The organism is Thermohalobaculum sp., from assembly GCF_058622915.1.
Genome location: NZ_JBZSYN010000031.1, coordinates 1 through 12103, shown reverse-complemented (window position 1 = coordinate 12103; position 12103 = coordinate 1). Strand labels below are relative to the sequence as shown.

The following is a 12103-nucleotide window of genomic DNA, read 5'->3' as shown; positions in this document are numbered from 1 at the left end:
GGCGAGGTGCCTCAGGGGCCCCACCTCGTGGATCGCCTTCAGCCCCAGCCGGCGCAGGTCGCGCAGGGGCTGGAGCTCGACCTGGGCGGCGCGGTTGAGGCAGTCGATGCCGGCGACGCGGGCCGCCATCTCGGGCCAGCGGCGGCGCTGATAGGCGGCCAGGAGGGACGCCGCGCCGGGGTCGGGGGCCCCTGCGACGAGGCGCGCCAGCGTCTCGACATCGGCGAGGCTCATGTTGAGGCCCTGCGCGCCGATGGGGGGGATCACATGCGCGGCCTCGGCGATCAGCGCCAGGCGCTCGGCGGTCAGACGCAGCGCGAGCTGGCCGATGATCGGCCACACGGCGCGGGGGCCGGCGAGCGCGAGCGGGCCCATCAGCCCCATGGTCTCGGCGGTGAGCTCGGTGCCGAGCGCCGCGTCGTCGAGGGCTGCGAGCCGGACGGCGCGGGCGCCCGGCACCATCCAGACCACCGAGGAGCAGGGCCGGCCGCCCCGGTCGGGCATCGGCACCAGGGTGAGCGGGCCGCCGCTGCGGTGGATCTCGGTCGAGACCCCGCCATGGGGCTCGGGGTGGGTGACGGCGAAGACCAGCGCCTTCTGGCCGTAATGCCAGCGATGCGCGGCGATGCCGGCGCCCGCGCGCAGCCCCGAGTCGCGGCCGTCGGCGGCGAGGGCAAGGCGGGCGCGGAGCTGGCGGCCGTCTGACAGCCAGGCGATGGCCTCGGTGGAGCGCGCGATCAGCCGCTCGACCCGGGCGCCGTGGATCAGGCGCGCGGCGGGCAGTTCGGCGAGCCGGTCGGCCAGCGCCGCGCGGATCGCCGCGTTCGGCACGTTCCAGCCGAAGGGGCGGTCCATCAGCTCGCGTGCGGCGAAGTCGGCGGTCTCGCGCGGCGCGCGCTCGCGCCCGCCGGCGTCGACCAGCCGCATGGTCCAAAGCGGCGCGGCGTGGGGCTGCATCGCCTCCCAGGCGCCGGCGCGCCCGAGCGTCTCGACGGCCGGCAAGAGGAAGGCGGTGGTGCGCAGGTCCCCCGTTCCGGCCCCGGACCCGCCCCCGGCCGGCGCCGGGTCGACGCAGGCAACCGACAGCCCCGCCGCGGCGAGGCGCGCGGTGGCCGCCAGCCCGGCGATGCCGCCGCCCGCCACCAGGATGTCGCAGTGGATCCGCTCCATCGCGCGAGGCTATGCCGGGGCGGCGCCGGGCTCAATCCCCCCGCGCGCCATCCCCGGCTTGTTCCCGGCGCGCGCGGAAGAAGGCGCGCAAGAGCGCGGCGCACTCGGCCTCGGCGATGTGGCCGTAGACCTCGGGCGCATGGTGGCAGGTGGGCCGGGCGAAGACGCGGGCGCCGTGCTCGACGCCGCCGCCCTTGGGGTCGGGCGCGCCGTAGTAGAGCCGGCGGATGCGGGCGAGGCCGATGGCGCCGGCGCACATGGCGCAGGGCTCGAGCGTGACGTAGAGTTCGGCGCCGGGCAGGCGCTCGGAGCCGAGCGCCCGCGCGGCGGCGCGCAGCACCAGCATCTCGGCATGCGCGGTGGGGTCGGCCAGCTCGCGCACGCGGTTGCCGTCGGCGGCGATCACGGTGCCGTCATGGACCAGCGCGGCGCCGATGGGGCTTTCGCCGCGCGCGGCCGCGGCGCGCGCCTCGGCCAGCGCGCGGTCCATGTGGCTGGTGAAGATGCGGCCTTGCGACATGCGAACGCCTTGCCCCCGGCTGGTGGTCCCCGGCTCCCGGCCCCCCGGCGACGAGCATAGCGGCGGCTGGGCAGGCGGGCCAGCCGCGGTGCTCAGACCGGCTGCGGGTCGGCGCGCACCGGACCGGGCAGGGCGCGCTCGGCGCGCTCGACCAGGCGCTGCTCATGGCGCCAGGCGAAGACCAAGGCCACGGCGAGCCCGAGCCCCGCGGCGACGCCGAGCCCGATGCCGACCGGCCCGACCAGCCGGTCGATCTCGCTGCCGACGAAGTAGGCGGCGAGGCCGTAGAGGGTGGCCCAGACCGCTGCGCCGGCGAAGTTGAAGAGGAGGAAGCGCCGCCAGGTCATGCCGTGCGCCCCGGCCAGGAACGCCGCCGCGGCGCGCAAGACGGCGATGAAGCGGCCGAAGAACACGATCTTGCCGCCGTGGCGCAGGAACAGGTACTGGCCGAGCTTGATTCTGGGTTCCGTCATGCGGATGTAGCGACCGTATCGGAGCAGCAGGCGGTAGCCGAACCTGCGGCCGAGCCAGAATCCGACATTGTCGCCGAGCACGGCACCGGCTATGGCGGCGGCGATGACCAGGCCGATCTGCATATGCGGCGCGGTGCCGGCATAGATGGCGGCGGCGACCAGCGCGGTCTCGCCGGGGAAGGGCACGCCGATGCTCTCGATGCCCACTGCGACGCCGACGGCGCCGTAGCCGTAATGCTGCACCAGATGTGCCGCGTCGGTGGGAAGAAAGGTCATGTCGTCTCGTGTTGCGTCGCGCCCAGGCGGCCTTTCGGCTATGTAGGGCGCTGGGGCGCGGGCCGGTAGGGGCGGGAGCGAGCGATGAGCCAGACGAGCCAGACGAGAAAGGCCGGGCCGGGCGAGCGCATCGCCAAGCGGCTGGCGCGGGCGGGGGTCGCCTCGCGGCGCGAGGCGGAGCGCATGATCGAGGCCGGGCGCGTGCGCGTGAACGGGCGGGTGCTGGCGAGCCCGGCGGTCAATGTCGCCGAGGCCGACCGCATCACCGTGGACGGCAAGCCGCTGGCGGCGCCCGAGCCGCCGCGGCTGTGGCGCTATCACAAGCCGGCGGGGCTGGTGACGAGCGCGCGCGACGACAAGGGCCGGCCGACCGTGTTCGACCGACTGCCCGAGGACCTGCCGCGGGTGATGCCGGTGGGCCGGCTCGACCTGAACTCCGAGGGATTGCTGCTGCTGACCAACGACGGCGCGATCAAGCGGCGCCTCGAGCTGCCCTCGACCGGCTGGCTGAGGAAGTACCGTGTTCGCGTGCACGGGGTGCCGAGCGAGGCGGCGCTGGCGCCGCTCATTCGCGGCCTCACGGTGGAGGGCGAGCGGTTCCAGCCGATGCGCGTGACGCTCGACCGCCAGCAGGGCGCGAATGCCTGGCTGACCGTGGGCCTGCGCGAGGGACGCAACCGCGAGGTGAGGCGCGCGCTGGAGGCTGTCGGACTGGTTGTCAACCGGCTGATTCGAATCGGCTACGGCCCGTTCCAGCTTGGCGAGCTGGCTCCCGGAGCCGTCGAGGAGGTGCGGGCGAAGGTGCTGGCGGAGCAGCTTGGCATCGCGAAACCGGCAAGGAAGTCAGAGGGTTGATGCGCGTGGTGAAAGAAACCTGATAACGGCAGGAGGCCGGCCCCGCGTGATTTCTGACGAAATGTTGCGACACCTTTGCCGGACCAATGAAATGGTATATTATTCGTATACGTTCCACTTGCCGTTTTGTGGCCGGGCGGGGCGGAGTCTGCGGGCGACGCTCGTCCGCCGGAGCGCGAAGGCGCCGTAGGTTGGAAACGAGATTGACTGCTCAGGAGGGAGTAAAAATGAAATTCTTGGCGATCCTTGCGACGGCATCGCTGGCGATTGCCCCGGTGATCGCGGAAGCCGGCGCGGCGAGCAGCACACCTGCCTACAGCCCTCCGGCACCCGGTCCCGTGGCGAGTTCCACGGACAAGAACAAAAAGGACCATATGAAGTTGGGCGGCATTCTGCTCGGCGGCGGTGTCGGTGTGGCCGGGTTGGTCGCTCTGGCGCTTCTGGCGGGTGAAGGCGGCGACCACAACGGCAGCGCCACCACCACCACGACGACGACCACCACCACGAACTGAGGCGCCGTCGCCAGACCGCTGAAAGGCCGGGGGCCCGTCAGGGCCCCTTGTCATTTGCGCCGGCACCGGCCTGGCGTGCCAGGACCAGCCGGTCCCCCTCGACGCTGAGCCGGTGGAACCGGGCGAGATAGGACATGCCCAGAAGCGAGGTGCGCATCGGTGCCTGGTTGACCAGCGCGCGCACGCCTCGTTCGGTGAGGCCGCCGAGCGTGACGCTGTCGAGCTTGACCGGCGCCCCCATAACCGTGCCGTTGGCGGTGCTGGCCGGCACCGTGTAGCTGAGCCGGCCGGGATCGAGCCCGACGCGCGCCGCGTCGTGCGGGGTCAGGACCACGTCGGACGCGCCGGTGTCGACGAGAAAGCGGACAGGCACGCCGTTCACCCGGGCGTCGGCGTAGAAATGCCCGTCGGCGGCGCGGCGCAGCGCGATGGCGTGCGGACCGGCACGCGTGGCCATCTGGGGGAACAGCTGCGAGGCGAGCTGGTCCTTGAAGCCATAGGCCAGCACCAGGCCGAGAAAGATCAGCAGCCAGACCGCCGCATGCCGCAACGCCGCGCCCATCCGGCTGCGGTAGGCGTACACCAGCCCCGCGGCAAGCGCGATGCCGAGCACCGCGAGGTAGAAGATGCGGGCCTGAACATTGGGATCACTGGGCAGCATCGGCACCTCGGGCAAGGAACAGGGGGGCCGCGGACCCGTTCAAGATGGGGCGCCGGCGCGAGCCGCGCAAGCGCCGGTCAGTGCGGGTGGAGCAGGCCGAAATCAGCCAGCCCGTCGAGCACGAACTGGACCGCGAGCGCAGCCAGGATCATGCCCAAGAGCCGGCTGACGACGAGGACGCCGGTGCGCCGCAAAAGCCGCTCGATCACGCCGCCGAGGAAGAACATGGCCAGCGCCGAGAGCAGCAGCAGGTAGAGCACGGCGAAGACGGTGGCCTGGCCGGCGATGTCGCCCTGGTGACGGCCGACGAGCAGGATCAGGCTGGTGATGGCGCCGGGGCCGGCGAGCAGCGGCGTGGCCAGAGGGAACACGGACGGGTCGTGCGCCTCGGCCGGCTGCTCCGTGCCCTGGCGCTCGCGGCGCTGGCTGCGGCGCTCGAACACCATCTCGAGTGCGATCAGGAACAGCAGCAGCCCGCCGGAGATGCGGAAGGCGGCCATGGAGATGCCGAGGAAGCCCAGTGCCGCCTCGCCGGCAACGCCGAACAGGGTCAGCACCGCGGCGGCCACGGCGACGGCGATGACGCCGATGCGGCGGCGCTCGGCCCCGGCGGCGCCCTGGGTCAGCGCCACGAACAGCGGCGCCAGCCCGATCGGGTCGACCACGACGAAGAGCGTGACGAAGGCGGTGACGGCATCGTTGAGCACGGGCGCTGCCCCCCCTGGACCGGCGGCTCGGGCCGCGCCCGACCTTGCCCGCGCCGGGCGCCGGCCTGCGGACTCAGCCGTTTATACACGGGACCGGGCGGATGCGCGCGCAACATCGCTGCGCTCGGCGCTGCCCATGCTGTCGACAGGGGGAGGAGGAGAGGCGGCCGCCCTCAGGCGGCCTCGTCCTCGGTGTCGGAGGTCCCGTCCGGCTCGGCGCCGGCGCGCGTGACCTTCGCCGCGCGCACCGGGCGCAGCATGAAGGCGGGGACATGGTCGCCCATGCCGACGACCGGGGCGCCGCCGCGCTGCGCGCCACGACGGCGGTCATGCTTTTCCGGCTCGGCGCGCCCGGCCTTGCGGGGCCCGGCCTCGCCGGAGTCTGCCTTGCCGGAGTCTGCCTTGCCGGAGTCTGCCTTGCCGGAGTCTGCCTTGCCGGGCTCTGCCTGGCGCGGTTCGGCCCTGACCGGTTCGGACCCTGCGGAGGTCCCGGCCGCGTCCTCGGTGGCGGTCTCGGGGGCGGTCTCGGGGGCGGTCTCGGGGGCGGTCTCGGGGGCGTCGCCCGGGGCCTCGGCCTTTGCCTCCGCGCGGGCTGCCCGCCTGGGCTCGGCGCGCTTGCGGCTGCGCCGGCCGCGGCCGGCGTCCTCGACAGGGGTAGTGCTGCCGTCCTCCGCGGCGGCCTCAATGCGCGGGATCGGGTTGCCGAGCATGTCCTCGATCTTGCCCAGATACTTGGAATCGGCCGGCGTGGCGATGGTCAGCGCCGTGCCCTCGCGCCCGGCGCGGCCGGTGCGCCCGATGCGGTGGACATAGTCCTCCTGGTGGGAGGGCACGTCGAAGTTCACGATGTGGCTGACATTGGGGATGTCGAGGCCGCGGGCGGCGACGTCGGAGGCGACGAGGATCTGGATCTCGCCGTTGCGAAAGCCGTTGAGGGTGGCGGTCCGCACCGACTGGTCGAGGTCGCCGTGCAGCGCGCCGGCATTGTAGCCGTGCTTGACCAGCGACTTGTGCAGCGTGGCCACGTCGCGCTTGCGATTGAGGAAGATGATGGCGTTGCGGAACGCCTCGCCCTCCTGCGCGATCAGCCTGCGCAGGAGCGCCCGCTTCTCCTTGGCCGCATCCTCGCGGCGCGAGGGCCTGAGGAAGCATACCGACTGCCTGACCGTCTCGGCCGCGGTGGCCTGGGGCGAGACCTCGACGCGCACCGGGTTGTGCAGGAACTCGCGCGTCAGCCGGGTAATCTCGGGCGGCATGGTGGCCGAGAAGAACAGGGTCTGCCGGGTAAATGGCGTGAGCTTGAAGATGCGCTCGATGTCGGGGATGAAGCCCATGTCGAGCATGCGGTCGGCCTCGTCCACGACCATGACCTGCACGCCGGTGAGCAGGAGCTTGCCGCGCTCGAAATGGTCGAGCAGGCGGCCCGGCGTGGCGATCAGCACGTCGACGCCGCGGTCGATCAGCGCGTCCTGGTCCTTGAAGCTGACGCCGCCGATCAGCAGCGCCATGGTCAGCTTGTGGTGCTTGCCGTAGGTGGTGAAGCTGTCGGCCACCTGGGCGGCGAGCTCGCGCGTGGGGCACACGATCAGCGAGCGGGGCATGCGCGCCCGCGCCCGGCCCTGGGCCAGGATGGTGATCATCGGCAGCACGAAGGAGGGAGTCTTGCCGGTGCCGGTCTGGGCGATGCCCAGGACGTCGCGGCCCTTGAGCGCCTCTGGGATGGCCTGGGCCTGGATCGGCGTGGGCTCCTTGTAGCCCGCGTCCTGCACGGCGTGGAGCACGTTGGGGTCGAGGTCGAGATCTGAGAACTGCATGTAAACCTGTGACGTTGCCTGTGTGACGTGTTGCGGCGGATTGGTTCGGCCGCATTGTCCCACGCGGCCACGGCGCCCCCATTGGCGCCGGTCACATCTGCGCTGGAATTTGTGCATGCGCTTGATGAAAGTCAATCGAGCCGGCCTGCGACATGAGCGCCGGGCGCCTTTCGACGGGATTTCCACGTAAAGCGAGGCTTGACGGCAACGGATATTTCTATGAAACTAGAAATATGGAATCGATGCATGGACATGTACCGGCCCTCGAGCCGGTGGCGCGCGCGGAGGCGGCCGCCGCCTTCGCCGCGCTCGGCTCGGAGGCGCGGCTCGCGATCCTGCGCGCGCTGGTGCGTGCCGGCGAGGCGGGACTCACGGTCGGCGCGCTGCAGGCGCGCCTGGCGATGGCCGGCTCGACGCTGAGCCATCACCTGCGCGCGCTGATGCACGCCGGGGTGCTGCAGCAGACGCGCGAGGGGCGCATGCTGATCTGCCGCGCGCGCTATGGGCGCATCCGCCAGCTGGCGGCCTTTCTGGTCAGCGAATGCTGCGCCGATGCAGGCGAGATGCGCGAAGGCCGGATCGGGCAGACGCGGGCATGACCGAGATCGTTCTCGCGCGCGCCGGGGTGCTCTGGCGCCAGCTGCGCGCGCTCGACCGGGTGTGGCTGGCGCTCCTGGCCGTGCCGCTGGCGCTCACGGTGCTGGACCCGGACCGCGCCGGGCAGGTGCTGGGCATCGCCGTGTCGGCGTTCGCGGGCACGCTGCCCTTCATGGCCTTCGCCGTGCTGCTGGTTGCCGGCCTCAGGGCGACCGGGGCCGAGGGCGTGGTGGCGCGCGCCTTCACGGGGCGCGAGAGCCGGATGATCGTGTTCGCCGCGCTGGCCGGCGGGCTGATGCCGTTCTGCTCGTGCGAGGTGATCCCGTTCGTCGCGGCGCTGCTCGCCGCCGGCACGCCGGTCTCCGCGGTGATGGCCTTCTGGCTGGCCTCGCCGCTGATGGACCCGGCGCAGTTCATGATCATTGCCGGGGCGCTGGGCACCGGGTTCGCTCTGGCGAAGCTGGGCTTCGCGCTGATGATCGGGCTGGGCGGCGGATTCGTCATGCAGGCGATGATGCGCGCGGGCGCATTTGCCGAGCCGCTCAGGGCGCGCCAAGCGGGCGGCTGCTGCAGCAGCTGCGGGACGGGGGTGCCGGCCGGCAAGCCCCGCTGGCGCTTCTGGCAGGAGCCGGGGCGGCGCGCGACCTTTGGCGAGACGGCGGCCCAGCAGGCGCTGTTCCTGACCAAGTGGCTGGGGCTCGCCTACCTGCTCGAGGGCCTGATGATCGTCTATGTCCCGGCCGAGCTGATCGGCGGGCTGGTCGGCGGCGACGGCGTGCGCTCGGTGGTGCTGGGTGCGCTGGTGGGCGCGCCGGCCTATGTCAACGGCTATGCGGCGCCGCCGCTGGTGGCCGGGCTGATGGCGCAGGGCATGAGCCCGGGCGCGGCAATGGCCTTCATGACCGCCGGCGCGGTGAGCTGCCTCCCGGCGATGGCGGCGGTCTGGGCGCTGGTCAGGCGCGAGGTGTTCGCGGCCTATGTGGCCCTCGGCATCGGCGGAGCGATCCTGAGCGGGCTGGTGTTTGGGGCGGTCGTGGGGTGATTTTGGGGGTGTCCACATGGCCCGCTCGGCCCTCCCCGTGCCTGCCGTGGGGCGGTCGTGGGGTGATTTTGGGGGTGTCCACATGTGGACGCTCGCTAAGTTATTGATTCTATGAGAGGGTCGCCGTGGACGGTCTTTATGGTTAGCCAAGGGTAGACAGGCGCGGACGTGATGCGCGGCCTGGTCCTGCACGGCTCTTGGGCGTCGCTCGGCTACCATTAGGAGCAGGACATGTGATGCCAAAACTTCAGGAAATTGTCGTCGAGATCATTTCAGAATTCGCTCGGATTTGGAAACTACCACAACCGTATAAGGATGAGGATGAAGACTTTCCGTTACCTCGACTCCTTGGCGTAGGAGATGGGCGCTTCATCTCCATCTCAAGAAAAATTGATCTGCTTATTGCGGACTTTGCTCGCGCCATGCGCAACAACTCCTCGCTGCACAGCCAATTCACCGCCGATGATTACAGAAAGCTCGTTCGGCGGGCCTTCGGGCCTGCTCTTGCCGAGATCGACCTCGATGCTGACCCCACCCACAATTCGCGCTCGGTACTGGCCGATGTCGAGGCAAAGGTTGCCGAGGATGTTGACCGGATTTTGAATAATGGCGGGCAGGAGCATGCATTTGGGTGCACGCTCATCGTCGACAAGGATGTAGAGCCCTTTGATATCGGCCCCGTCCGCTTTGAGCCGCGAGAGGTTTGGCTGGAACGTAAGGCGTCCGATGGCTGTCGGGCGCGTGTTGCCCCCGATGGCCGCATTGAGCGGTTCGACCATCAAATCGCCGATGGACCGATTTCAAAGATCACGAAGCGTCGGATCATTCGCGCGTGGCGAGGGCAGAAACTGAGGGCTCGCAAGCATTCCGTCGACACCAGTTACGAACGGGACATAATCGAGGCAATTGGCGACTGCCCCTACGTATACGTATGCAGCGTTAAGATGCCGGGTTTCGGAGGCAAGGCCGGGCAGGACAAAGCGCTGCTGGCGGCGCGTCTCGCACTAACGACCATATCCCTGATTTGGGAAAATTCATCGAAAGCCCTGAACGGCCTGAACCTTCTTTTCGACAGGGAGATGCGCGGCCAATCAATGCTTTCTTTCACCTCAGACGGCTTGATCTTCGGCGGTACAACGAAATCCAACATGCCGCATGCGCCATGGGTCAATCGCGATGAACTGGAAAATCTCTTTCGAGAGTTTTCTGGAGAGTTCTTGGTTGCCGGAGAGGCCATCGAATGGCTGGTCAATCCTACTGGTAACCATAACAGGCCGGAACTCATGAACGTCATCGCGCAAGCAATGATGTGGTTTCACGACGGGTGCCGCGAGATTACCGATCTTAAGGCGATCGTCAGCTTCGCATCGTGCATGGACATCCTTGCCAGCGGAGACGGACGAAAATCCATTTGCAAACTGGTCCGTGCTCGCCTTGGGGTTGATAAGAATGATAAGATCCATCGCGATGGCTTCACCTTAGGTGAGGTCATCGGCCAGATATACGATGAAGGCCGAACTCGCTTCATCCACGGTCCAATGCGTAGCGGCAACCACGTTTGGGGGGACAGGCTCGGGCACGACTGGTCAGAGACGCGTGGCCTTGCCGAATGGTTCGCGCGCATGTCTCTCGTATGCTGTATGGAGCGGGCTGCGGAAAATCCCCAGAGCGACGATCCCAATCTCTTTTTGAAGTGAGCGGCGCCCACGCATCGCCCTCGTCGAAAGTTCTTGTCGTTTCAGTAGGTTTGGGTCAAACGGTGGCCGAGGTCGGTGCAGGGACGGCGGCCGCTTTCAGGCGTGAAGCCGACGCCGGTATCGGCGTTTGAAAACATTCGGCCGCATTGTCGCGCAGGCGCGTTTGGCGGCCGCAACTTGGATCGCCCGGTCAAGCCGGGCGAAGACGGACGCAGGCGGCGTCAGACATGCGTCTCCTTCACGCTGGCCAGCGCCAGCTCGGGCCAGTCGCGCACGACGCGGTCGATGTCCCATTGCAGGCGGATCATGTAGACCGGGGCGCCGTCGTGGTCGTGGGCGATGTGGCCCTTGTTGGCCTGCATGAAGGCCTCGAGCCTGTCGCGCGGACCCGAGATCCAGCGCGCGCCGGTGAATTGCGTCGCGTCGAAGCGCACCGGCAGGCCGTATTCGGATTCGATGCGGCTCGCCAGCACGTCGAACTGCAACGGCCCGACCACGCCGACGATGAAGCCCGAGCCGACCTGGGGCTTGAACACCTGCGCCGCGCCCTCCTCGGCGAACTGCATCAGCGCCTTGTCGAGGTGCTTGGCCTTCATCGGGTCGGCGGCGCGCACGGCGCGCAGAAGCTCGGGCGCAAACGAGGGGATATCGGCGAAGCGCAAGGATTCGCCCTCGGTCAGCGCGTCGCCGATGCGCAGCTGGCCGTGGTTGGGGATGCCGATGATATCGCCCGCCCAGGCGTCCTCGGCGGTCTCGCGCTCGGCGGCGAGGAAGAGCACGGGGTTGGAGACCGCCATCGGCTTGCCCGCGCGCACGTGGCGCAGCTTCATGCCGCGGGTGAAATGGCCAGAGCACAGGCGCACGAAGGCGACGCGGTCGCGGTGCCTGGGGTCCATGTTGGCCTGGACCTTGAAGACGAAGCCGGTCACGGCGGGCTCCTGGGGGCCCACCTGGCGCGAGGCGGCGCGGCGCGGCTGGGGCTGGGGCGCATAAGAGCCGATGCCCTGCATCAGCTCCTTGACGCCGAAGGAGTGCAGCGCCGAGCCGAACCAGATCGGCGTCATGTGCCCCTCGAGGAAGGCCTGCGGATCGAAGGCGGGCAAGAGGCCGCGGGCCATCTCGACCTCCTCGCGGAGCTTCGCGGCGAGCTCGGCGGGGATGTGCTGATCGAGCGCCGGGTCGTCGAGGCCGGCCACCGAGACGGACCTGGCGCGGATGTTGCGCTCGGCGCGCGGCATCAGCTCGAGCCGGTCGTTCAGGAGGTCGTAGGCGCCCAAGAAATCGCGGCCCTGGCCGATGGGCCAGGAGGCGGGCGCGACGTCGAGCGCCAGCGTCTCCTGGATCTCGTCGATGATCTCGAAGACCTCGCGGCTCTCGCGGTCCATCTTGTTGCAGAAGGTCAGGATGGGCAGGTCGCGCAGGCGGCAGACCTCGAACAGCTTGCGGGTCTGGCTCTCCACGCCCTTGGCGCCGTCGATCACCATGATGGCGGCGTCCACCGCGGTGAGCGTGCGGTAGGTGTCCTCGGAGAAGTCCTCGTGGCCCGGCGTGTCGACCAGGTTGAACCAGTGCCCGGCATAGGGGAACGACATCGCCGAGGAGGACACCGAGATGCCGCGCTCCTGCTCCATCTTCATGTAGTCCGAGCGCGTGCGCCGGGCCTCGCCCTTGGCGCGCACCTGGCCGGCCATCTGGATCGCGCCGCCGTAGAGCAGCAGCTTCTCGGTGAGCGTGGTCTTGCCGGCGTCGGGGTGCGAGATGATGGCGAAGGTGCGCCGC

At 69.6% G+C, this 12103-nt stretch carries 12 protein-coding genes; 5 read left to right on the top strand and 7 right to left on the bottom strand.

All coding sequences use genetic code 11. The features are described from left to right. The 3 genes from AC32QD_RS02865 to AC32QD_RS02855 form a co-directional block, all read right to left on the bottom strand. Nucleotides 1-1170: FAD-dependent monooxygenase (locus tag AC32QD_RS02865; RefSeq protein WP_492008972.1), on the bottom strand; the 1170-nt coding region annotated here is incomplete at its 3' end. 31 nt (nt 1171-1201) lie between these two features. Continuing rightward, nucleotides 1202-1690: a nucleoside deaminase gene (locus tag AC32QD_RS02860; RefSeq protein ID WP_492008971.1), complete on the bottom strand. Its 489-nt coding sequence runs from the start codon at nt 1688-1690 to the stop codon at nt 1202-1204. 92 nt (nt 1691-1782) lie between these two features. After that, a complete protein-coding gene (locus tag AC32QD_RS02855) occupies nt 1783-2439 on the bottom strand; it encodes a DedA family protein (RefSeq protein ID WP_492008970.1) in 657 nt (218 codons plus the stop codon). Nucleotides 2440-2523: 84 nt separating this feature from the next. Here AC32QD_RS02855 and AC32QD_RS02850 point away from each other — a divergent pair, with 84 nt between their 5' ends. Further along, nucleotides 2524-3294 (top strand): pseudouridine synthase, encoded by a 771-nt coding sequence (locus AC32QD_RS02850; RefSeq protein ID WP_492008969.1) that lies wholly within the window; start codon nt 2524-2526, stop codon nt 3292-3294. A gap of 227 nt (nt 3295-3521) precedes the next feature. Next, nucleotides 3522-3806 (top strand): hypothetical protein, encoded by a 285-nt coding sequence (locus AC32QD_RS02845; protein WP_492008968.1) that lies wholly within the window; start codon nt 3522-3524, stop codon nt 3804-3806. A gap of 37 nt (nt 3807-3843) precedes the next feature. On the opposite strand, the gene AC32QD_RS02840 is transcribed toward AC32QD_RS02845, so the two are convergent. The 3 genes from AC32QD_RS02840 to AC32QD_RS02830 form a co-directional block, all read right to left on the bottom strand. Beyond that, the gene (locus tag AC32QD_RS02840; RefSeq protein WP_492008967.1) at nt 3844-4467 is read right to left on the bottom strand and encodes a retropepsin-like aspartic protease family protein; all 624 of its coding nucleotides are present in this window, start codon (nt 4465-4467) and stop codon (nt 3844-3846) included. A gap of 77 nt (nt 4468-4544) precedes the next feature. Then, the gene (locus tag AC32QD_RS02835) at nt 4545-5174 is read right to left on the bottom strand and encodes a MarC family protein (protein WP_492008966.1); all 630 of its coding nucleotides are present in this window, start codon (nt 5172-5174) and stop codon (nt 4545-4547) included. A 173-nt stretch (nt 5175-5347) separates the two neighbouring features. Next, nucleotides 5348-6988: a DEAD/DEAH box helicase gene (locus AC32QD_RS02830; RefSeq protein ID WP_492008965.1), complete on the bottom strand. Its 1641-nt coding sequence runs from the start codon at nt 6986-6988 to the stop codon at nt 5348-5350. 242 nt (nt 6989-7230) lie between these two features. On the opposite strand from AC32QD_RS02830, the gene AC32QD_RS02825 reads away from it, so the two are divergent. The 3 genes from AC32QD_RS02825 to AC32QD_RS02815 all read left to right on the top strand — a co-directional run bounded on the left by AC32QD_RS02825 (nt 7231) and on the right by AC32QD_RS02815 (nt 10324). Further along, nucleotides 7231-7587 carry an ArsR/SmtB family transcription factor gene (locus tag AC32QD_RS02825; protein ID WP_492008964.1) on the top strand — a complete coding sequence of 119 codons (357 nt, stop codon included), beginning with the start codon at nt 7231-7233 and terminating at the stop codon, nt 7585-7587. Then, entirely contained in the window at nt 7584-8627 is a 1044-nt protein-coding gene (locus AC32QD_RS02820; RefSeq protein WP_492008963.1) for a permease, read from the top strand. Before AC32QD_RS02825 ends, AC32QD_RS02820 begins: the two co-directional genes overlap by 4 nt. A gap of 236 nt (nt 8628-8863) precedes the next feature. Further along, a complete protein-coding gene (locus AC32QD_RS02815; RefSeq protein ID WP_492008962.1) occupies nt 8864-10324 on the top strand; it encodes a hypothetical protein in 1461 nt (486 codons plus the stop codon). 221 nt (nt 10325-10545) lie between these two features. Here AC32QD_RS02815 and AC32QD_RS02810 read toward each other — a convergent pair. Beyond that, the coding region (locus tag AC32QD_RS02810) for a peptide chain release factor 3 (protein WP_492008961.1) at nt 10546-12103 on the bottom strand (1558 nt) is incomplete at its 5' end.

Coding starts and splice junctions, on each gene's coding strand:
- AC32QD_RS02860 (WP_492008971.1), bottom strand. CDS start 1,690: ATGTCGCAAGGCCGCATCTTCACCAGCCACATGGACCGCGCGCTGGCC.
- AC32QD_RS02855 (WP_492008970.1), bottom strand. CDS start 2,439: ATGACCTTTCTTCCCACCGACGCGGCACATCTGGTGCAGCATTACGGC.
- AC32QD_RS02850 (WP_492008969.1), top strand. CDS start 2,524: ATGAGCCAGACGAGCCAGACGAGAAAGGCCGGGCCGGGCGAGCGCATC.
- AC32QD_RS02845 (WP_492008968.1), top strand. CDS start 3,522: ATGAAATTCTTGGCGATCCTTGCGACGGCATCGCTGGCGATTGCCCCG.
- AC32QD_RS02840 (WP_492008967.1), bottom strand. CDS start 4,467: ATGCTGCCCAGTGATCCCAATGTTCAGGCCCGCATCTTCTACCTCGCG.
- AC32QD_RS02830 (WP_492008965.1), bottom strand. CDS start 6,988: ATGCAGTTCTCAGATCTCGACCTCGACCCCAACGTGCTCCACGCCGTG.
- AC32QD_RS02825 (WP_492008964.1), top strand. CDS start 7,231: ATGCATGGACATGTACCGGCCCTCGAGCCGGTGGCGCGCGCGGAGGCG.
- AC32QD_RS02820 (WP_492008963.1), top strand. CDS start 7,584: ATGACCGAGATCGTTCTCGCGCGCGCCGGGGTGCTCTGGCGCCAGCTG.
- AC32QD_RS02815 (WP_492008962.1), top strand. CDS start 8,864: ATGCCAAAACTTCAGGAAATTGTCGTCGAGATCATTTCAGAATTCGCT.